Annotated in this window: 21 protein-coding genes and 3 pseudogenes; 12 read left to right on the top strand and 12 right to left on the bottom strand. The window is 60.8% G+C overall.

Annotated elements, in window-relative coordinates; translation table 11 throughout:
- Window positions 1-188 precede the first annotated feature (188 nt).
- Window positions 189-392 (bottom strand): hypothetical protein, encoded by a 204-nt coding sequence (locus LB526_RS16115; RefSeq protein WP_224628409.1) that lies wholly within the window; start codon window positions 390-392, stop codon window positions 189-191.
- A 19-nt stretch (window positions 393-411) separates the two neighbouring features.
- Here LB526_RS16115 and LB526_RS16110 point away from each other — a divergent pair, with 19 nt between their 5' ends.
- Window positions 412-594: a Ku protein gene (locus LB526_RS16110; protein ID WP_224628407.1), complete on the top strand. Its 183-nt coding sequence runs from the start codon at window positions 412-414 to the stop codon at window positions 592-594.
- Window positions 595-980: 386 nt separating this feature from the next.
- Window positions 981-1,293: pseudogene (locus tag LB526_RS16105) on the top strand (SOS response-associated peptidase); the annotation flags it as partial.
- A 180-nt stretch (window positions 1,294-1,473) separates the two neighbouring features.
- Here LB526_RS16105 and LB526_RS16100 read toward each other — a convergent pair.
- Together LB526_RS16100 and LB526_RS16095 are read right to left on the bottom strand one after the other, a co-directional pair.
- Window positions 1,474-2,667 carry a cation:proton antiporter gene (locus tag LB526_RS16100; RefSeq protein WP_224628405.1) on the bottom strand — a complete coding sequence of 398 codons (1,194 nt, stop codon included), beginning with the start codon at window positions 2,665-2,667 and terminating at the stop codon, window positions 1,474-1,476.
- Window positions 2,668-2,985: 318 nt separating this feature from the next.
- Window positions 2,986-3,219 carry a polymerase gene (locus LB526_RS16095; RefSeq protein ID WP_224628400.1) on the bottom strand — a complete coding sequence of 78 codons (234 nt, stop codon included), beginning with the start codon at window positions 3,217-3,219 and terminating at the stop codon, window positions 2,986-2,988.
- A gap of 398 nt (window positions 3,220-3,617) precedes the next feature.
- Here LB526_RS16095 and LB526_RS16090 point away from each other — a divergent pair, with 398 nt between their 5' ends.
- The 5 genes from LB526_RS16090 to LB526_RS16070 all read left to right on the top strand — a co-directional run bounded on the left by LB526_RS16090 (window position 3,618) and on the right by LB526_RS16070 (window position 6,731).
- Window positions 3,618-4,136 carry a sigma-70 family RNA polymerase sigma factor gene (locus LB526_RS16090; protein ID WP_224628398.1) on the top strand — a complete coding sequence of 173 codons (519 nt, stop codon included), beginning with the start codon at window positions 3,618-3,620 and terminating at the stop codon, window positions 4,134-4,136.
- A complete protein-coding gene (locus LB526_RS16085; RefSeq protein ID WP_224628396.1) occupies window positions 4,123-4,908 on the top strand; it encodes an anti-sigma factor family protein in 786 nt (261 codons plus the stop codon). The genes LB526_RS16090 and LB526_RS16085 overlap by 14 nt, the downstream gene beginning before the upstream one ends.
- 503 nt (window positions 4,909-5,411) lie before the next feature.
- Window positions 5,412-5,711, top strand: a complete 300-nt coding sequence (locus LB526_RS16080) for a hypothetical protein (protein ID WP_224628394.1) — start codon at window positions 5,412-5,414, stop codon at window positions 5,709-5,711.
- A complete protein-coding gene (locus LB526_RS16075) occupies window positions 5,708-5,932 on the top strand; it encodes a hypothetical protein (protein WP_224628392.1) in 225 nt (74 codons plus the stop codon). Before LB526_RS16080 ends, LB526_RS16075 begins: the two co-directional genes overlap by 4 nt.
- Window positions 5,933-5,966: 34 nt before the next feature.
- On the top strand, window positions 5,967-6,731 hold the full coding sequence (locus LB526_RS16070) for a DUF4336 domain-containing protein (RefSeq protein WP_224628390.1): 765 nt from the start codon (window positions 5,967-5,969) through the stop codon (window positions 6,729-6,731).
- Window positions 6,732-6,897: 166 nt separating this feature from the next.
- Here LB526_RS16070 and LB526_RS16065 read toward each other — a convergent pair.
- The 5 genes and pseudogenes from LB526_RS16065 to LB526_RS16045 form a co-directional block, all read right to left on the bottom strand.
- Window positions 6,898-8,254 (bottom strand): annotated as a pseudogene (locus LB526_RS16065) (chloride channel protein).
- A 514-nt stretch (window positions 8,255-8,768) separates the two neighbouring features.
- Complete coding sequence (locus LB526_RS16060) at window positions 8,769-9,719, bottom strand: FAD-dependent monooxygenase (protein WP_224628388.1); 951 nt, start codon at window positions 9,717-9,719, stop codon at window positions 8,769-8,771.
- Between the two features lie 13 nt (window positions 9,720-9,732).
- Window positions 9,733-10,296, bottom strand: a complete 564-nt coding sequence (locus LB526_RS16055; RefSeq protein WP_224628385.1) for an SH3 domain-containing protein — start codon at window positions 10,294-10,296, stop codon at window positions 9,733-9,735.
- Window positions 10,297-10,333: 37 nt separating this feature from the next.
- Window positions 10,334-10,555, bottom strand: a complete 222-nt coding sequence (locus tag LB526_RS16050) for a DUF982 domain-containing protein (protein WP_224628384.1) — start codon at window positions 10,553-10,555, stop codon at window positions 10,334-10,336.
- Window positions 10,556-10,618: 63 nt separating this feature from the next.
- On the bottom strand, window positions 10,619-11,038 hold the full coding sequence (locus LB526_RS16045) for a hypothetical protein (protein WP_140845509.1): 420 nt from the start codon (window positions 11,036-11,038) through the stop codon (window positions 10,619-10,621).
- 1,186 nt (window positions 11,039-12,224) lie between these two features.
- Here LB526_RS16045 and LB526_RS16040 point away from each other — a divergent pair.
- The gene (locus tag LB526_RS16040; protein WP_224628382.1) at window positions 12,225-12,464 is read left to right on the top strand and encodes a hypothetical protein; all 240 of its coding nucleotides are present in this window, start codon (window positions 12,225-12,227) and stop codon (window positions 12,462-12,464) included.
- Between the two features lie 179 nt (window positions 12,465-12,643).
- Here LB526_RS16040 and LB526_RS16035 read toward each other — a convergent pair whose 3' ends face one another.
- From LB526_RS16035 to LB526_RS16020, 4 genes are all read right to left on the bottom strand, one after another.
- Window positions 12,644-13,342 (bottom strand): ABC transporter ATP-binding protein, encoded by a 699-nt coding sequence (locus LB526_RS16035; protein WP_224628380.1) that lies wholly within the window; start codon window positions 13,340-13,342, stop codon window positions 12,644-12,646.
- Window positions 13,339-15,177, bottom strand: coding sequence for an ABC transporter permease subunit (locus LB526_RS16030; RefSeq protein WP_224628377.1), 1,839 nt, complete (start codon window positions 15,175-15,177; stop codon window positions 13,339-13,341). Before LB526_RS16030 ends, LB526_RS16035 begins: the two co-directional genes overlap by 4 nt.
- 13 nt (window positions 15,178-15,190) lie before the next feature.
- Window positions 15,191-16,066, bottom strand: a complete 876-nt coding sequence (locus tag LB526_RS16025) for a branched-chain amino acid ABC transporter permease (protein ID WP_224628375.1) — start codon at window positions 16,064-16,066, stop codon at window positions 15,191-15,193.
- Window positions 16,067-16,225: 159 nt separating this feature from the next.
- On the bottom strand, window positions 16,226-17,581 hold the full coding sequence (locus tag LB526_RS16020) for a substrate-binding protein (RefSeq protein WP_224628373.1): 1,356 nt from the start codon (window positions 17,579-17,581) through the stop codon (window positions 16,226-16,228).
- Window positions 17,582-17,755: 174 nt separating this feature from the next.
- Here LB526_RS16020 and LB526_RS16015 point away from each other — a divergent pair, with 174 nt between their 5' ends.
- From LB526_RS16015 to LB526_RS29805, 4 genes and pseudogenes are all read left to right on the top strand, one after another.
- Window positions 17,756-18,532, top strand: coding sequence for a Crp/Fnr family transcriptional regulator (locus LB526_RS16015; protein WP_224628371.1), 777 nt, complete (start codon window positions 17,756-17,758; stop codon window positions 18,530-18,532).
- Window positions 18,533-19,449: 917 nt separating this feature from the next.
- A complete protein-coding gene (locus LB526_RS16010; RefSeq protein ID WP_140845499.1) occupies window positions 19,450-19,749 on the top strand; it encodes a DUF1236 domain-containing protein in 300 nt (99 codons plus the stop codon).
- Between the two features lie 282 nt (window positions 19,750-20,031).
- The gene (locus LB526_RS16005) at window positions 20,032-20,310 is read left to right on the top strand and encodes a DsbA family protein (protein WP_224628369.1); all 279 of its coding nucleotides are present in this window, start codon (window positions 20,032-20,034) and stop codon (window positions 20,308-20,310) included.
- A 143-nt stretch (window positions 20,311-20,453) separates the two neighbouring features.
- Window positions 20,454-20,642 (top strand): annotated as a pseudogene (locus LB526_RS29805) (hypothetical protein); the annotation flags it as partial.
- Window positions 20,643-20,712 lie beyond the last annotated feature (70 nt).

Raw genomic sequence — 20,712 nt, 5'->3', positions numbered from 1 at the left:
TTGACTGGGCATCGCTCATGCGAGAAGCGCGCTTCCTGAAGCGAGCGCATTGATCCCTGCGGAACATTCCCGTCACGCCGATGTTGAGTAGCTGCGACGCGTCCCCTCCCGAGCATCCCACGGCGTCGCGTCGGGGATGGGCACATTCCCGACATGAGCCCGCATCGTTCCCCCCGGTGCGGGCTCTTTCATTGCCGCCCACGCAATTCCGTCGCGAGCGCCTCAAGGGCTTTCACGTCCTCTGCGTAGGATGCCACCTGTGCAGGATACCGCTCCATCTGCTGGCGATAAAAATTCAGCCACTTCGGCAGGTCCGCAATCGGGAACGTTCCTCGCCAGACGCCCTTCTCCAGCGTGAAGGCAGCCGAATCGTAAGTCGCTATCGTCTTCATGCCTGCGTCATAGCAAGAGTTGGGAGAGTGTAAGACCCTCGATGTTGTTCCGGCGGAGGATCAGATCAAGGGCTATGAGCTCGATAACGGTGACTTCCTCGAGATCGGGCCGGACGAGATCAAGAAGCTCAAGCTGACGTCGCACCATACGCTGGAGGTCGACGGCTTCGTTGCGATCAATGATATCGACACGATATCTTGAAAAGCCCTATTACGTCATTCCGGCCGACGGCACAGCGTCTTCGAGGATCTGAATAGCCCCAATTCGACAAGGACCTTCTGGAGATCGCCGGGCTGCTGATCGACAAGAAGGTCACGAAGTTCGACCCGTCGAAGTTCGAGGACACCTACGAGGATGCGCTGATTGCCATGATCGATGCCAAACGCAAGGGGCAAGAAGCCGCCCGAGCCGGCGCCGAAACCCAAGGAGAACGTTGTGGACCTGGCGGCGGTGCTGAAGAAGAGCCTGGCCAAAGAAGGTATCAAGGACCGGCCAAAGGCAAAGCCGGCACGAAAATCAGCGTAGCGGCCGCATCTCTCACCGTGAAAAACAGGCAGAGCCGCCCGTGTTTCTTGGTCAGGGGCAGCATGTGCAGCGATTACGAGCAGCACGTCGCCTGGGCCGAATACTGCCGGATGATGGCCTCGGTGGCGTTGCAGATTCCAGCTCATCAGACTGAATTCGATCTTCCCCAAGCCGACGACATTCGCATCAACGATCCGGCGCTAATCATACGGATGGCGGCGATGCAATCGAGCTCGCGTCAACGATGTTCGGCTTTCCACCGTCCGGACCGAAGGGAGGGCCGGTATTCAACTGCCGCTCCGAAGGCAGCCGTTCGCCGACAGCAAAGGCTGCCTCGCGCCAGCGTCGGCGTTTTTCGAGTTCACGGGCACGAAATAGGCAAGTGGTCGTTCTTCAACCTGAGGCAAAGCAGCTATGATTAGGCGAGGGGAGACCTTGATGAAAAAGGAATTCACCCTCATCCTCTCCGCCACGGGAGGGATGGCCGTCCCGCGTGGCCCGTGCAGTGCCGGCTGCCGAGGCATGAAGTCCCCCTTCGCGGTAGCCGGCGCGCCCTCATTCGGCTTGCTCGGCCGTCAGTCCCAGCTTCTTGATAAGCCATGGCATTGTCAGGCCCTGGACGAAGATCGAGAACGCCACCGCGGCAAACGCCGTTACAATGATAACCCCACGCTCAGCTATGTCCTGTGGCAGCGCAAGCGACAGGGCAAGCGCGAGCGCACCGCGCAAGCCGCCCCAAACCAGGACATGCTGGTACTTGAGATCCACCTTCAGCGAAGTCGGCTTGAGGAGCGCGCAGAGCGGATAGATGGCCATTACCCGGCCGAGCAGTACGAGTGCCACGGCGACTGCCGAGCTAGCCGCAAAGATCCCGAGCGGCTGGTGCGCCTCATGGCCGCCAATAAGGATGAACACGATCGAGTTGGCGAGGAAGGCGGCATAGCCCCAGAATGCCAGCACGTGGCTTCGCGCGTTGGCCGATATCGCGCCTTTCCAGCCCACATTCCCAACGAGAAGCCCGGAGGTGAGCGTCGCAAGAACGCCTGACATGCCGAATTTCTCGGCAATCAAAAACGATCCATAGGCCGCGATCGTGGTGAGAGTGATCTCCACCAGGTGATCCTCCGTCCGCCCCGCGATGAGAAGGAGCACTGCTGCGACGGCCGCGCCGGTCGCGATGCCGCCGGCGACGATCCAGACAAAGGAAGAGGCGATGGCCACGGGCGTGGCGCTGGCGCCTGACGCCATGGCGACCAGGATAGCGAAACCGACTGCCGCCGCGCCATCATTGAGCAGGCTTTCGGATTCGACCAGAAGCCCGAGTCGCGGCTGCACCTTCATCTCCTTGAAGGCCGCCAATACCGAAACCGGATCCGTCGCCGCGATCAGCACACCGAAGAGGCTTGCGCCAGTCCAGCTCCATCCGAGTAGCCAATGCATCCCGAGCGCTACAACAGCAGCAGCGATCGCCACCCCCGGAAAGGCAAGCAAAGCAGTCACCGGCAGGTTGACGCGGAAATGACGCCATTCGATTTCAAGCGCCGCCTGGAAAATCAGCGGCGGCAGAAACACCGTGAAGATCAGGTCCCGGCTGAGTGGCAGCTCGGTTCCACCTGGGACAAAGCCGAGCGCTATACCGGCAGCTACCAGCCCGACGCTGTAGGGAAGGCGCAGCCGCCTCGAGATCATCGCAACAAGCGAGGCCGTCAGGAGTATGAGCCCGAGCGTGGGAATGGAGAGTTCGTCCATCCCGGATTATGGCTAGGTGGGATAGGATTCGGCAAGCAAAAGCCGTTGTCAGCAACAAGCGCGGTCGTGGATGGCGCCAGCTGTGGACACGAGAGCCTGAACAGGCCAGGAAGGTCTCGGCCGATTTCGCCTTCGAGGACGGGTTAACCTGCCGTCTGATGATGCGACACCGACGGCGGGGAAAGCCACCGGGTACCGGTCCCTTCGCACGCACGGCGCCTCCAAGACGGCAAGTGCCGCCGTCGGAATCCTGCCGCGCAGCTCAGGTAAGGCGCTCTGCGCGTGCAGCCAAACGCTCGCCTGGCCGCAGGAGACGGTCTATCGCAACGCCGTTGGTCTTCTTGGTGCGAGCGCAAGATCGAAGTAACCTGGCAGTTGCTGGCGTGTGTCGCGGATCGAAGCCGTCTTGTCCGGATCGGACGGCAGAAGGACGACCATTCGTGCTTGGCGCCTCGGGAAGAGCGGCCTGCCGGCAACCAGGAAAATCAGGGCGAGGCCACATATCAGCAACATAGCGGCGAACATATTTGCAATGATCTCGCCCAGCCGCATCCCCATCCGCCTCACTCTTGCTCCAGCCGGAGTTGTCGACGAGCCGGCCTCACGTTGATACCGTCGAGCAGCGGTTTCTATTCCAGCTTGCTACAGCGGCGAGCGTCGGCCCGCCTCCCAAGAATTTTCCCTGTTGCTTGGAATAGTTTCCGGCCGGCCTTGGTAATTGGTGCAAGGAGGGGGAGCACAAGACCTGTCCAAACCAATATCGGACACGGGAGCGGCGCAAGCATCTGAGGATACATGGCACCCAGATCTTGGAACCGGGAGGAGCACGCTCCCAGTCGGCCCAGCGGAAGCTGTCCCTGCCCGCTGGGCCGTCTACCTGTCAGTAAGATCCAAAATGGAGATCCTGAAGTGACGCAAAAGAGTATATTTTTGGTGATATGAAGACCAGGTTGGACGTCATACCGCACCTTGAGGATCTTTGGCGTTACGGTCGCGTCCTGACCGGCAACGATTCTGATGCGGACGACTTGGTCCAGGAGGCGCTTGCCCGCGCACTGACAATGGCCGCCAGCTACGACACCTCACGTCCCTTGCTGCCCTGGCTCATCACCATCGTCCGCAACACGTTCCTCACGAATGCCAGCCGGGCCATTGCCACCCGGCAGCGCATGGCATCGTTTGCCGATGTAGCGGAGTCGGCCTTGCCGCCCTCGCAGGAGCATTCGGCTGAACTCGCGAAGATACAAAGGGCGCTGACGCGAATGCCGGCCGAGCAAGCCGAAATACTGCATCTGGTCGCGGTGCTGGGTTTCACATATTCAGAGACCGCCAATCTTCTGGGTGTGCCGGCAGGGACTGTGATGTCGCGCCTCAGCCGCGCCCGAGCGGCGCTGAAGCACAACCTGGAAGACAAAGATGGCGGGTCTTCCCGTCTCAAGATCGTGGGAGGGCGCGATGCGGCCTACTGATGGGATTTCCGAAGAGGATATCGGTCGCCTGCTGGATGGTGAGCTTTCCGCTTCGCAGAGATCCGAGCTGCAAGCCCGCCTCGCACGTGAGCCTGAGCTGGCGGCGGAGGTCTTTGCTCATGCACAACGCATGGAGGCGTTGCGCGCCTCACAGCCACAGCGGCTGTTTCCGCCTGGCGCGAGTGTGGAGAAGGCGAAGCAGCTGGAGAGTGCCTTTCGCCGCGGAAAGATGTTGGCCCTGTTGAGGCTCCAAGTCGCCGCCGTCGTGCTGGTCGCGATAGGCTGGGGTGCGAACTCGTTGACAGTGCCGCTCCGCCAGGGCGGCAAGACGGCTGATGAGACCTTCATCTTGGCCGCGCGAGACGCGTTGCGGGTCGCGCAACTGAATGCAGGCCCGGACAGAGGTGTCGAGCCGAAGCAGGACAAGATCGAACGACTGGTCGGCGCCGTCAACGTCAGCATGCCCACCCTGCCGTCGGTGTGGGTGGTGAGGGACGTTCAGGTGCAGCCGTGGAACGGGAAACAAAGCCTCGTCGTCACAGCCGATACGCCAAGCGTTGGTCGTATCACACTGGTGGCAGCCCCGATGAATGGCGAGGACGCAGTGCCTCCCACCCCGGCGACGGACGGCCGCGTGCCAACGGTCTACTGGCAATCTGGAGGCACCGCCTATGCCTTGATGGGATCCGCTGCGCCGGACCGGCTCGAAGTGGAAGCAAAGCAGATTGAAGTCGCCACGCGCAGGAATGTTGCTCCCAAGACAAGAGGTTGATCGTCGCCTAACATTGACCCGCCTTCCCATCCTACCAATCGGCTGCCGCCGCTGCCTCAGTCTCGGTACGTCGCTCTCGACAAGATCCGAAAGAAGGCTCGTGTGATGAACGTTTTGTCGTTTGAGAGAAGATATTATCCCTCAAAATGTCCGATCTGCGCTGGAGCCGCCTTGGCGGCAGATATCGCGCTCCGCAAGGTGGAGTTCCAATGCGCTTCTTGCGGCCCCTTTGAAATCACTTCGGCAGCGCGCACGGCAATGAAGGGGCTCTCCGAGGAGAACCGAAGGATGTGGCTGTCGCAGGCTCGGCAACAGAATTCGACTATCCCGGTCCTTGCCTGTGTAAACGAGACGCTGTCGCGGGGTGGATCGTGAATCCGCGTCACGGCAGTCAGGAAGTGCGCCCCGCGCGGACACTTCCTTGCGGCCCGGCATCGAGTTGGTGTGGTGCCGGGCCGTTCGAGATGTTCTTGTGTCCGATTGAACTACCGAAGGTAGCTGACTTGAGTGCAGCAAACGCGATCCGTAAGCTTGAAGACTACGAGGAAGTTGGGCTCATCGGCTATCCCTGCGATGGAGATTACATCGCGGTGGTCGGCGCCAAGGCCCGTGAAGATTGGCTGCTTGGAGGCGAGTTGTGCGGCTTGAACGGTGCTATTATTGCCGAACAGGCGGCCTCCCTGCCGCGCTATTACCCGCAAGGCTGCCGTCTCGTGCTCGCCACGATCAGGCAGGACTGGGTTGTCTGCATCCGGAGTTACGATGACACTCAGGCCGACGAGCGGCCGGAGTTGCCGTCATGACGACCGGATCAGACGCCCGAGATGCGCTCGCCCTTGATGATGCGCCTTCCGAGATCCGCGCCGCGGCAATGCTGCGCGAATCCGGGTCGATGTCGTTCGACGCCGGCGTCGAAGCGGCGTTGGTCGCAGCCGCCGCTGAAATGAGCGTCGCAAGATCGGAAGTCGTCCGCCTTGCCGTTAGTGAATGGCTGACGGCGCGCCAGCGCGGAAGTGGCTGCTGACCCACGCCGAGCCAGTCCGAAGGATTGAGAGCTGATGCCGAGGCCTGAGGAATCTCTGAACGGTCGCTCAGCGCTGACCTTGTACGAGCCGATTAATGTTCTCAAGCCGGTCGCTTCGGACGTGTGGATCGTGGATGGACCGCCGATAGAGTATGACCTCAGGCTGATGAAATTTCCCTTCAGCACCCGCATGACGGTTCTGCGGCTGCGCAATGGTGACCTGGCGCTCCACTCGCCGGTAGCTCTCACGCCGGCGCTGCGATCGGCAGTCGATGTGCTCGGACCGGTCCGATTTCTGATTGCTCCGAACTCGTTGCACTACTGGTGGGTGCCCGATTGGAAGGCCGCCATTCCCAACGCCGAAGTTCTGGCCGTGCGCGGTTTGCAGAAGCGCGCCAAGCGTCCGATTGCCGTGGACCGGCTTCTGGTCGGGCGGCACTCGCCATGGCCTGGCGAAGTCGACCTTTTGGTGGTTCGCGGCGATGTGCTGACCGAAGCTGTTTTGTTCCACCGCGCCACACGAACCCTGATCCTTACCGACCTGATCGAGAACTTCGAGCCAAAGCGGGTACACAGCTGGTTCTTGAAACTGCTGGTAAGACTCGCGGGCGCCGCCGACCCCGACGGCAAGGCACCGTTCGACATGCGGCTGAGCTTCTTCCGACGCCGCAGAGCGCTGCGCATGGCAGTGCAAGAGATGCTCGCCTGGCATCCGGAGCGTGTCATCATCTCGCATGGCCGATGGTATGACAAAGACGGCACTGCCGAGTTGAGGCGGGCGTTCCGCTGGGTGCTGTGAGGCTTTACGTCATTTGATTGGAAGTGAGACGCGGGCGCTGGCTGGTAGAAAATCACGCTGTTGTTAGGCGCTCGCTGACAGCTTCAGCGCCATCGGCGCCGTTCCTCGAAGCCCGGGTTGGTGCGGGCTTTCGATCGCTCGTGCGCAACTATATTGCCCCTGGCGGCTAAGGTTTGACTGCATCGTCAGCACCATCCAGCCTGCGCCTCCGGATCGCCTCGGCCACGAACACGCGCGATAACGCGTGATAGAGCGGCTCGCGCGAGACGAGGCGAGCCGTGCCGTAGCCCAACATCGCCGCGCACATCAGGGCAATGACGTTGTCGTGATTGCCGGTCATTTCGAGGATGATGACGAAAGCCGTCATTGGCGCCTGCACCACGCCGGCGAAATAGCCAGCCATGCCGAGCAGGGCCGCGATGCCCGTACTGGTGCCCAAAACCAGTCCGAGTGTGCTGCCGATCCCTGCTCCGACCGCAAGCGACGGCGCGAAGATGCCTCCCGGAATACCGGACACCATCGACAGGACGCCGGCTGCGAATTTCTCCAGGAAGAAGAAGGCGGGCAAAGGGGTTCCCTCGATAGCCACGCGAGCCTGCATGTAGCCGGTGCCGAAGGTGAGTCCGCCCGATGCGATTCCTGTTACCGCCACAGCAAGCCCGCAAACACCTGCCACGACCAGTGTTCGCCAGAGAGGTTGCAGCGCATTCCAGCGCCGGATCCGGCGTGTGACCGTCAACGCAAGCAGCGAAAAAAGGGAGCCGAAGCCGCCGCCTATGACACCGCAGGCGATCACCAACGGCCAGTCGGCGCCGAATGCCACCGTGTCCTTGGCGACGCCGAAATAGGTGTAGTTGCCAACGAGGCCGAGTGAGGCAAGGCCGGCGAGTATCACCGCGGTAAGCACCAGTCCGTTGGTACGCGCCTCGTAGGTCCGCCCCATCTCCTCGATGGCAAACACGATGCCTGCAAGTGGTGTATTGAAGGCCGCGGCAATGCCGGCGGCCGATCCGGCAAGGATCAGGCCGCGTGCCTGTGCCATGCCACCCCAGCGCGCAGCTTGCAGCATCAGCGAGGCGCCAACCTGTACCGTCGGCCCCTCTCGTCCGATCGAGGCCCCGCAGAACAGACCTATCACCGTAAGCGCGATCTTGCCGGCTGCCAGCCGCAGCGACAGGATCCGGCTGCGATCGTTTTCGTCGCGCAAGTGCCGGGCGGCGATCGCCTGCGGGATACCACTGCCTTGCGAACCCGGGAAGAATACATGCGCCAACCAGGCGCAGAGCACGAAGCCGAGCGGCGTCATCACCAACGGCAGGTAAGAGCGCCAGCCGCGCCGTCGCCGCCGACAAGAGCACGAAACAGCCCCTGTGCCTGATCTGCGAGTGCCGCGAACAGCACGCTGATCAATCCGATCGAGATGGCTCCAGCCCAGAAGACAAACCGCGTTGCCAGATGCGACGCGAGGTCCACATTGCCCGCGAGCGCCGCAGCATGGGGTATTTTCGTGAGATGCCTGCCATGCCTGTCCTCGTGGGAAAACCTGCCCGAACACAGGGACGGCGCTGATCAAATCGGCCGAGCCGAACTAGCGGACCAAAGAAGTGAAATGAGGATCAAATGGCCGTCTCAGCAGCTGGGCTCTTGGAGGCAGTCGTCCGCGTGAGTTACCCATGCCGGGCACCGACCAGAGCAGCGGCAACCTGCCTTCCGAGAAGTGGAGGCTTGCAGCCCGATCCACCGCCAGGCAACGGCTTGGGAGGCGTTTCCAAGAGAGACGTTCGGTGCTGGCAGAGCTAGGACCGACTAACGCCAGTGATAGTCGGGGAGGTGCAGTGCGTCAGTAATTTCTTTTCCGATCACCAGACGCGCCAGGCCGGGTATTATAAATGCATTTGTCACCAGATTGCGGAACAAAAGTCCGAGCCGCGTTCAGGGCGCTGGCGAATCTCGCTGCTCCCTGCTGCTTGGTTCGTATGTAGTTCCGTAGAAGCGCTTCGTAGCTGCCGAAAGCCTCTTCATGTCGAGCATCCGCCTTTAAGAGCTCCCCTGCCGGACGTAGGCGGAAATCATGGCCAGGACCGAACCCTGTCCGGCCAGCAGGGAAACGCAAAATGCGGCATCGCCGGTCAACACTACGCGACCTTTGGACCATCTGCTCATCGCGATCTGGCTGACGCTGTCGAAGTAGAGCTCATCGGTGTGGCCCAGTTCCTCCAGGATGCGAGGGCATTCCCATCCGCCGTCGGCATACTCGTTGCGCAGCATTTCCTTTTGCAGGTCCAGGGCCCTTGGCAGAGGACTCTCACCAACAGTGAAGACGAACAGGAAAAGGGTGCGGTTGCCATGCAGCGTAAAACGGCCGAGCATCCGCCCCGGCAGGCCGTACATCAAATACATGTCTTCATCGCGCGGCCGGTAACCCTCGACCTCGAACGCCGCGACGGCGTAGCCGAGTTTCCTCTCAAACTGGTGCTGGGGCCCGAACGCGAGCCGCCGAACGCCTGAATGCAAGCCATCGGCGCCGACTACCAGAAAGTAGTCGCGTTCGCCTCCACGTTTCAATTGCGCCCGAACACCGTCCGAGTTTTGTTCGAGCCCGACGATCTCATCGCGGAAAATGACCTCGGTGGTGTCTGTGATCTTTTCGAAGAGCAATCGCGAGAGATCGCTGCGTGCGAGGGTCACGTAGCGGCCGTTTGTCAGCTCGCTGAAGACGTCTGTGCCAAAGCCTGCGACACGCTTGCCGTTCTCACCCACGATGCGCATTTCGCGCACGTGATATCCTTCGCGATTGATATCTGCCTCAAGGCCCATCCACGAGGCGATGTCATAGCCAAGACCCCAAAAATCAATGACATAGCCCCCTGTGCGCAGTTGGGGCGCCGGTTCGATCAGCGTCGGCCGGAAACCGGCGGCTGCAAGCCAAAAGGCCAGTGCCGGACCGGCAATTCCTCCACCTGAAATCAACACCGTTCGGTCGGCCATCCAGAGCACCAGGTTAGAGCACTTCGCCCGGGTACACGCCCCATAGGCCGGTTTGTTTCATGAAACCTGTTGAGGCACCCGAGGCGACCGCGCACCATTGTCCGTCGCACCGGGTCAGCTTGACTTCCACGCGAGGCTCGAGCCAAGCAACGATCGCGCTGTCCGCCGCCGGCTTCGCGAACAAGGCGAGCGGCTGCTTAGACCATGGGGCGACGACGCCGGTTCTGCGCCCTGACAGGAGCGAGTGATGGATCCAGCCGGAGCTTCCGTCCCAATCTCTCACCCGGCGCCAATTGCCGTACTCCTGATAGATCTCCAGGGGGACGCCACGTCGCTTGAAGACCCATTCGATACTATAGCCCAAACCCGGCCCAACACGCAGATTGGCGGACGAAGCCTTTAGCGAGACAAAACGAGGCAGGTGAAACGAGCCAGCTTCTGCTCGGCCCCCCGTGGCGTTGGCCGACGCTGCGACCAACAGAATAGCAAGGGTGACACGGACGAAACCAAGCCGCCCGCGAGGTCTAATTTGCCGTCTGGCCGGCAGGAAGCCGAACGGAGCTCCGCGTTTTGCCATGGCGACGCGCAACTTACTCGACGAGCATATGGGCCTCTCAAGCCGCGTCGACCAAGGCGTTCCTGGCGACGTCAGCCGCGATACCACCGTTCATCGCTTGCCGGCACGCCCTGAGCGCCGCCATATGCTTCGGGCTTCCCGCACTTCGCCAGTGCTTGGAAAGGAGGTCGACCGCCTGCCTGGCATTGGAAAGGTTGTTGATCTCGCCGGACACGCCGGTGGCCACTGGCACGGGCCTTGAAAACCACGCTTCATACATGGCTGCGCCTCCGTCGCGAGTTGCGCCCGGCGACACACCGTTCGCCGGGCGAAATCAAAGCAATCAGCTCTTGGTGTTCTCCTGAGCCACGCCGTTCGTCGGGATCGTGTCCATCGCTGACAGTTTATCGGCACACAGATCCGCCGCACCCGGCACATCGCTCTTTATCCCCGCCAGTTTCACCCATCCGCCGTCGCTGATGAAGCTGTCTCGCTGATAAGAAGAGGTTTCCTTCAGCTTGGCGAGGTTGTCGCTGGCATCGGAGGCTGTAATGAATTTCTGGACGCAGAGATTAGCTGCCAGCTCGGCCTTTGCCTTGAGGGCGGATGTCTTGGCCATCTCGGCTGCCGTTCCAGCCGTCGTCCAGCCTCCGGCCGTGAAGCCTACGATCATCGTCAGCACAACGGCACATACGACCGTCCAGAACCACAGGGTCTTGGACGGTCGGTAAGCGTCGAAGCGTTGTGAAAGCGGTTGTTCCATAGTTTCCTCCCTTTGAGATGCCTGTGTTTCAGGTTGCTTTCCAGCGCCCGGGTGGACGCTGATCATGTGGCGATCGGCCTAGCGACCGACATGGTGAGGTCTTCTTGGCGGGGGCGACCCAGATCAAGAGGCGGGGCAGGGGGATGCCGGGTCCGAGTGGCAGAACTTTCGGTCTCGAGCGCGTCGATGGAGATCCTCGTGGGCTCGTGTCCCACATTGCAGCGCCAGAAACGCTATGCCTGAGCACCTGAAAATTGCACAAAGTGGCGAGCACGGACAAACTTCACCTCATTGCTGCATATACCGAGGTCGATCCGAAACTATTCCATGCCGCCGCGATTATGTGAGACTCCGCAACATCGCTGTGCCGGAAGGTACCGTTCGCTATTCGCCGGCCCGGAAGCCGTCCAGGCCTTCATGTCGGCCTCGGCGTCTGCGATCAGGCCCGGCGCTCTCCTTGCAAAAGATTTTCAAGAAAATGTCGTCAGGCCGGGAATAGTTCGCCCGCCTGCCTGGTAAGTCGAACAGCAAGGGCGAACCTTCGGCCTATCCGGCAACCCAGCATGCCTGTCGGAGGAGGTACCGGGGGTAACGGACCGAGTCATGACGGCGAGCGCTTTGCGTTCGGAACGACGCTCCCGTCAGCCCAGCGGTTGTTGTCTCCATGCAACCGCTGGGCCGCTAGAGGGTGCGCAAGTGTACGACAGAACTTAATGCCAAAAAAATGCGGTGCCCGCGAATGAACGTTTTGCCGTTTGACAAAGGCCGTAAATATTATCCATCAACCTGCCCGATTTGTGAGGGAGCCGCCCTGGAAGCCCATCTGGCGCACCGGCAGGCAGAGTTCCAATGCGCCTTTTGCGGCGCCTACGAAATCACCCCCGCGGCGCGCTCCGCCATGAGAGGTCTTGCTCAGGAGCATAGAGCCGTATGGTTGTCTCAAGCCCGGCAACAAGCCGGAGCCACGCGACAACTTGCGCTCGTGGCTTGCGCCAACGAGTCGTCGATGCCTCGGTCGAGCAGCTCTCGATGATCCATCAGGCATGTGTTCGAGGAAGTGCGACCGCGCGGGCACTTCCTTGCGGCCCGGCACCCGTTGGGGTGGTGCCGGGTCGCCCACGACACGCGCGGGATCTTGCCAGCCATAGATTTGAAATCGATGTCCTTCGGAGAGATGTAAACGCACATGCGCGAATTGGAAGAATATGAGCAGATAGGCTTGATGGGTTACCCGGCCGACGGGGACTACATTGCCGTTGTGGGCGACAGGATTGGTCAGAATTGGTTGCTCGGGGGTGCGTTATGCGGAATTGATGGTGCAACCATAGAAAATCAGGCGGCGGCATTACCGAAATACCATCCGAACGGCCGGCTCGTGATGGCTACTGTCCGAGGCAGCCGTCTCGTCGACGTTCGGGACTATTGAATGGAATTACAGCAGGAAGGAGAATTTCCGCTCTCATCGGATTGGTCCAGGCCTGTGGATAGACAGCTGGCCTGCTTCTCCAAAGAACACCACGGCAAAAGCTCGGGCCTGGTTGTCAAACTCGCGTTACGCGACCTGCGAGCGAATTAGTTTTCCGCTACTTGCGCGGACAGCTCCCATCAAACCCCGAGATAGCGTTGCAGGAGTTCGGGCCTGGCCTTGACCTCGGCTGCCGTCCATTCCTGGGCGATGTGCCCGTTGTTGATGATGTAAACGCGCTGTGCAAGCGCCAGCGTTGCGGCAAGATTCTGTTCCACCAGGACCATGGTCCGCCCGGCCTCGGCGAGTTCTCGACAGGCTTTCACGAGATCCTGGACAATGACCGGCGCAAGCCCTTCGAACGGCTCGTCCAGCAGTATGATCTTCGGGTCACGTACGAGTGCGCGGGCGATCGCCAGCATCTGCTGTTCGCCGCCGGAGAGGTCGGTTCCGCGGCTGGCGCTCCGCTCTTTCAGACGCGGAAACATCTCGTAAATCCTGTCGAGGGGCCATCTGTTCTCAGCTGTCAGTCCGGCGAGGATCAGGTTCTCCTCGACATTCAGGCTGCCGAAAATGCGCCGCTCCTCGGGCACCAGCTGCATACCGAGCCGGGCGATGCTGTGCGCCGTTTTGCCCGCCAGTTCCTCGCCGCCGAGCGTGACGCTGCCTGAGCGCGGCGCGACGATACCCATCAGACTCTTGAGGGTCGTGGACTTGCCGGCGCCGTTGCGGCCGAGAAGCGCGACAACCTCGTTCTTCTCCACGCGTAGCGATACGTCGAACAGAATATGGCTGTCCCCATAATAGCTATTCAGTCCTTTGACTTCGAGAAGGCTCATGCCATCTCTCCGTGGACGCCGCCGAGATAGGCTTCCTGAACCTGGGGATTGAACTTGATCTCCTGCGGCGTGCCATGAACGAGCACGCGGCCCTCTTGCAGAACAGTGACCGTTTCGACCAGTTCGAACAGGGAATCTACGTCATGATCGATGATGATCATCGTGCGGCCGCGCGCGATCGACTTCAACAGCGCCACCGTCTCGATGCGTTCGCTCGGGCTCATGCCGGCAAGCGGCTCGTCCAGCAACAGCAGGCTCGGCGAGGTCGCGAGCGCTAGCCCGATTTCCAGCCGCCGCTTCTCGCCATAGGCGAGATCCGAAACCGGCGTGTCCAGGCGGTGCATCAGGCTCACCAGAGCCAGCGTGCGCTCCACCTGCTCGGCAACGCCAGGGATTTTGTGGATGTTGCGGAAAAGGTCCAGTCTGAATTTGCCTCGGATTTCGCCGAGTGCAGCAATCGTGAGGTTTTGACCGACCGTCAGCCGATCGAAGAGCTGGTTGATCTGATAGCTTTTGGTCAGTCCGAGTTGGCAGACGTCCGTCACGCTCATGCCGGTAATGTCACGATCCTCGAACATGATCTTGCCCGAGCTTGGCGGGACCTCGCAGGTAAGCATCTTGAAGAACGTGCTTTTACCGGCGCCGTTGGGGCCGATGATACCGCGGATTTCCCCATGATTGACCGTGAAATCGATATCGCTATTGGCCATCAGACCACCGTAGCGCTTGCTTAAACCCGTAGCCCGAAGGATAGGGCTGGAAGCGCGGTGCGTCGGACGCGCTGGCGGCAGCATCGCCTCGGTGGCAACCGGCGTGATCACCGGGGCGGCCATTGGCTTCTCGGCCGGTTCCGTCGTTTTCCTTGCGCCTTTAGCCATGCGGTAGAGATCCGCAATGGCGCCGACGATGCCGCGCCTCAGAAAAACGACCAGCAGCACGAACACGATGCCGAGAACCAGCTTCCATGTCGCGCCCAAGTGCAGTGTGTTCTGGAAAAAATCGCTGAGGAAAAGCCACACCGTCGCGCCGATCAGCGGCCCGAACAACGACCCGGCTCCGCCTATTGCAGTTTGCATGACGAGTTGGCCGGAAGTGTCGAACATGAAAGCGTCCGGCGGCATGAACCCCTGCATGACGCCAAGCAGGCCGCCGGCGAAGCCGGCGTAGATCGCGGCTGCCACGAAGGCAGTGTGCTTATAGGCGTGGATATTGTGGCCGAGTGCCGCCGCGCGCAGCGGATTGTCGCGGATGGCAGAAAGGATCGCCCCAACCGGCGAGCGCACGATGCGAAGCGCTGCCACCAGGCCGACGAAATACCAGAACGCCAGGAAAACGTACATGGCCCTGTCGGAATGGAACGTCAGCGTGGTGAACCCAAGAAACACGCTCGGCGTCGGCACGCCCGGCAGGCCGTTCTCGCCTCCGGTGTAGCGAGACAGCGGGTTGAATTCCACGAAAAAGAAAACTTCCGAAATCGCCACAGTGATCATGGCGAAATAGATGCCTGTCCGCCTGAGCGCGACAAGCCCAACAAGGTAGCCGACCAGGCCGGCGATGATGGCGCCTAAGATGATCGCGCCCATGACATAAGGAAAATCCAGTTCGGTCAACAGATAGGCAGCGAACATGCCGCCGGTACCGAAGAAGGCGGACTGACCGAAGGAAAGCAGGCCAGTGTAGCCGAAAAGGATGTCGAACCCGAGCCCGAACAGCCCCCAGATCAGGATGCGGTTGATGGTTGTCGGCGCGAAGCCGAGGTCCGGCAGGATGAAGGGTGCGGCGATCAACGCGATCGCCGTCAGCACCTCGACGAGAAAGGGATGCTTCTGGTTCATAAGCGGACCGCGTTCACTCGCGCCCTGCCGCGCCAAGCAATCCGTAAGGACGCCATACCAGCACGAGGGTCATCGCCACGAAAAGCATGACATACGCATAGCCAGGGTTGAACATCGAGGTGATGGAGATGATCTCGCCGGCGATGATGCCGCCCAGCACCGCGCCCGGGAACGATCCGACACCTCCGATGACAACCACGACGAAGGTCTGTACCAGGATTGCCTCGCCCACGTCCGGCGCGATCGACACCACCGGCGCATTGACGATGCCGGCGAAGCCAGCCGCCATGGCGCCAATGCCGAACACCAGCATGAACACCTTGTAGACGTCGATCCCCAGCGATCCGACCATGACGGAGTCCTCTATGCCGGCACGCACGATCATGCCGAGGCGGGTGCGGTAGAGGACCAGGTAGAGCGCCAGCAGCGCGACCGTGACAATGCCGAGCGAGGCGAGGCGATAGGTCGGATAAACCATGAAGCCCAAATTGGTGATGCCCTGGAACAGCGCCGGCGGCGGCACCGTCTTGGACAGGCTGCCGAAGAAGAAGCGCACCGCCTCGACGAAGACGATGCCGAGACCGAAGGTAACCAGGATCTGATCCTCCTGCGGACGCGTGTAGAAATGGCGAATGATCAGCCGCTCCATCAGCACGCCGACCAGCATGACGAACAGCGAGCCGGCGATCAGCGCGACGATGAAAGAGCCCGTGTAATCATAGGCCACCCAGCCGGCATAGCCGCCGAGCATGAACATGGCGCCATGCGCCAGGTTCAGGACGCCGAGGGTGCCGTAGATGATCGTCAGGCCGGACGAGATCAGTGCCAGCAGCCCGCCAAGCACCAGACCGTTGAAGCATTGCGATAGGAAATTAGCCCAATTGATCACGCTGCCGCCCGAAGTGAGGTTGACGAATTGCCTGTCGCATCGCTGACTGTCGCTCGGCCAGAGTCAATGCGCGAAGAAATTGCTTCGCGCACTTTTGAGCTGGCGACGCAGCCACGATCCTTGTCGGCGCCGGCGATGCGCAGAGGATTGTCGTGAGCGTCAGGTGTAGTCACCGAGCTGGCAGCCAAACGCATCCGGCTTCTGCATCAACCCTTCGCCAGGCACGATCTCCACGACATCCCAGAAGTCTTCCGCGTTCTTCATATCCTTGGCAGCCTTGCCGCGGACGATGACGACGGGACGGATGAGCTGGTGGTCCTCGGGTCGAAATTTGACGTCTCCGACCATCGAGGGGAAAGTCTCGCCCTTTTCATACTGCTTGATGACGTCCGGCGGATAGAAAGTGCCGGCTTCAGAAACCATCCGCGCCCAGATGGCGAATTGCATGTAGGCGTTCTCAGCACCCCATTCGGGCCGGTAATCGTATTTCTTCTGGAAGGCGTCGACGAAGGCTTTCGCAAGCGGATATTTGTCCTCCATCGTCCACCAGAAGTCCGTGGCGGCGAAGACCCCCTCGGTCAGGTCCGGGCCGACTTCCTTTGCCAGAAACGGAATTTGGTAGGGGATCACCATCTTCATGGTTGGCGTCAGGCCGAACTGCTTTGCCTGCTGCACCGAAAGCACGGCATCGCGGCCCCAGTTGACGTTGACGATGAACTCAGCGCCGGAATTGGCGATGTTGGTGAGATACTGGCTGAAGTCCTGCGTTCCGAGCGGCGAAATCTGGTTGGTGACCATCTCCCAACCGCCCTGGGAGGTAAGATAGTCATTGACCGACTTCGTCACGGTGTGGCCGTAGGTATAGTCAGGCGTCATAAAGGCCGCCTTCTTGCCCTTGCCGAAATTCTTGACCAGCACCGGGCCGATCGCATTGGCGCAGGTCTCTCCATAGACGCACTGGCGGAACGAATAGCGCGCGCAGTCCTTGCCGGTGGTGTCGTTGGAGCCGGAGATTGCCACCAGATATAGGATCTTCTCACGCTGAGCGAACTTGTTGAGTGCAACCGCGACGGCCGAAGAGGTAGATCCCGTCATGGCGATGATCTTGTTGTCGTTGATGAAGGTCTGCTGCGACTGCACCGCATTGTTCGGCTTGGCGGCCGAATCGGCAACGACCAGGGCCACCTTCTTGCCGAGAACGCCCTTGTCGGTCTTCGGCGCGATCTGCTTGAGCAGGTCGTTCCCTTCATTGATGTGCTCGACGGCCAGTTGCATGCCCTTGAGCTCGTCCTCGCCCTGCACGGCGTAGGCGCCGGTGCGCGGCACAGTAGCACCTATATAGACCGTATCGCCTTGCGAGCCGACCGGCCATGTGCCCAGCGCCGGCTGATCCCCGGCGGCAGAGGCCGGGCTGATGAGCGAGACAGGCAGCATCATGCTGCCCGCAAGGCCAGCACCGGCGTGCAGCAAAGTGCGGCGAGACAGGCCGGCTCGTTTGTCGTCGTTGAATGGCATTGGATTTTCCTCCCTAGGCTAAAAGCCTCTGGGGCTTTCCTGCTAGCCCCGCTTCGTCCAACCGACAAGGAAACAGGTCGGATCCAAAGGCCATTCGCAGCCGCGCTGGCGGTCCGGTCAATGCAACTTTCGTTGGATGATTTCGATTAATGATCTAGATTAACAAGTCGCCGCATGATGCGGTGGGCAACGACCTTCGACATCGGACGCTGCATGCCGCTGAACGGTCACGCGATCAAGACCAGACTGACCCGCGTCATGAAACTGAACGCGGCCGACGTCGCAGCGCTTGAAGCGATTTTCGAACGCGACGTTTGTGTCAAGAAACGGCAAGAACTCATCATCCAAGGTTCCCCGTTTCGAAGCCTGTGCTTTGTCCAAGATGGCTACGCCATACGCTACAGGCTGCTCCGGAGCGGCAAGCGCCAGATTCTCAAGCTCATCCTGCCCGGGGATGTCATCGGCTTTCCGGTGAGCTTTTTCGATCGGTCAACCTATGCCGTCGAGGCGCTGACGGATCTGACGTACACCGTGTGTGGGATCGATCGCTACACCCGTCTCTGCTACGAACAGCCGCAATTTGGCCTGGTGCTCAGCTGGCTGGCAGCACAAGAGGCGGCGAGCTATGCAGAGCACATCGTCAATCTCGGCAGGCGCACACCGATAGAGCGGCTGGCTCACCTTTTGCTTGAGGTTCATGCGCGTCTTTTCGAGGTGGGTCTGGCGCAGGAGACGAGCTTTGATCTGCCCTTCTCCCAGCAAGTCATGGCAGACGCCCTCGGGCTGAGCGTGCCGCATCTGAACCGCGTCATGCAGCAGCTGCGAGCCGAACGGCTGATCAGCAGCAACGCGCGGCTGATTGTTTTGAGCGACTCCGCGGGACTAGGAACACTGGCGCAGTACCAGCCGATCAATCTTGCCCCGATCCCTCTGCTTGAACGGCCCTGGTAACGGCAGAAAGCCGCATGGGAATTTTGGTTCTGGCCTGGACCGCATCGTCGCACGTGTGGCCTCCCGAGAACGTCGACGCATCTATGGGCCGCAGTTCCGCAGATCAGCGCTCTGAGGCTGGATCATGTTCGCCCTGGTCGGACGAGCCGGCGGCATAACACACGCGGTACGGACATCTATGAAAAGCTACGAAGAAGCGGGTGTATCGGCTTGTGTCGACGTGAGTTTCCGCTCCCGAGTGCCATCCGCTGGGCAGTGATGACTTGCCACCATGTCTACACCGCGCCCGCCCGACAAACGCTAAGGAAATGATCATCCGTCTGGAATAGTTTCCGGCCGAGTCCAGTAAATGGTGCAACGAGGGCGAACACAACGTGGCGAGACCACCTTTGGAGACAGGGAGCGGCGGCGAGTTCTGAAGCTGCGGAATTTTCAGAGCTCGCCATCGGGAGGAGCAGGCTCCCGTCCGGCCCAGCGGTTGCTGTCCTGGTCCCTAGCCCTGACCGCTGGGCCGTCAAATTTTACTGCGCTATGAGCGCGGGTGAAAGCGGCGTTCAACGTCGTTCCGCATCGGGAGGATATTTGGCGCTGTTGCCTTGTCCTCACCGACAATAAAACCCGATGCAGACCTGATCCGAGAGGGCGGCAATAGGACGCCCAGGTTATCGCCGGAACGAGTCAGTCCAACGCCGTCACTGTGCGCGAACGTGCTGGCGTTCCCTGACGTTTGGTTGCCGGCATTCGCCGCGTCAAGCTGGGACCTAAGTCTCACGCACAAGCGCATTGGGCCCTTCACTTTTTTGTGCCGAAACATGGGTGCGACAAGCTCATTGATTCATGGATTGCCGAGAGGCCCGTCGGCGGTTCCGCTGCATCCGACAGCGTTGAAGAAGGGGCACATACGAAGGAGAATTGAAATGAAGACGTTGATCACCAACTCTGTTGCCGGCCTGTTGCTCTTGTCGGGCATTAGCGTCGCAATCGCGGATACGGTGGTTCTGGCCCCGGAACAGGAAACGACCATCCGCGAATACGTGAAGAAAGAACCGCTGGCTTCCATCAAGTTGCCGGGGGTTGAACTGAAAGTCGGGAGCACGCTGCCGGAAAAGGTTGAACTCCATAAAGTGCCGAACGTGAAGTACGAATACACCGTGATCGACAATCGGACCGTGGTCGTTGATCCCGAAACCCACACGATCGTCAAAGTGCTCGACTGACAGTCCAGCGGGAGCGCCAATCCGGCGCTCCCGCTGTTGCATCTGTTTGTGCGACTCCTGTCGCACAACCAGAAACTCCGAGCGGCATCGGGGGCAAATTCATCGATGACTGCCCGCCTGATGCCACCGGTGTCGCTTGGGTCTTGCGTCGCAACCCGTGCTCTGTTCACATCCTTCACCAGCTCGTAGCGCGTTCACGTCGCTCGTCGAAGCTGCATTCGTCCTGATGTTTCCCGAAGAGTTCCGCGCGAAGTTGCACCGGGTCGCTCGTCGCACGACAGGATGGCGCCGCTATGCATCCAGGCCAGCGCGGTTACTGGAATGCCCGTCGAGCCGATGATCTGGGTGAAAGACCCACCTGCCTCATCGTGGCCTGCCTGCGTTGCGGTCAAGGCCATAGGGCTGCAGTCGCCCGCCGCCGGCGATCTTTATCTGCGTCAGGTCCGGCGAGCACTGATGCTCGAGGGGCGCAATGTAGCGCGCGACAAAGTGCTGGTCGAGCTTGCCCGTGAGCTTGCCAAAGCTCGCCCCGCGACCAGTTCGATCACGCCCGCTTCGTGAATGAATTCGCCGGGCGCGACGCGAAGGCGGCACTTCAAGACGACGTGCGTGAGGCCCGATTTCGCGGCGTGGGACGGTTTCCTTGCCTCTGCTTGAGCCGCCCTCATGCAAATCCGGTTTGGATTATTGGCTGGCTGCCCTGGCAGGCGCTGCTGGAACAGGTGCGCGCCTATGCGCCTGAACTCGGTTCGGAGAGGATGCCGGCCAGCCGCCAGGCCTATTCCTCCTGTTGGGGCGGGGTCGTCGAGCGAGAGGTTGAAGTGGCATTCGGTGGATCGCACGAAGAAGGCTTATTCAACGCTCAAATCGCGAGCTCGTCGGACTCCGGCTAGTCGGCGCCCGAGGATGCGCCCAGGCGACCGCAGAGCCTGGACGTCGCTCGGAGCGCGCTTTACGCCCGAA

Source organism: Mesorhizobium sp. CA6, assembly GCF_020165035.1.
In the GTDB taxonomy this organism is placed as follows: domain Bacteria; phylum Pseudomonadota; class Alphaproteobacteria; order Rhizobiales; family Rhizobiaceae; genus Mesorhizobium.
Note: the sequence above shows the minus strand (reverse complement) of the source record. Positions and strands in the feature narration are given on the sequence as shown.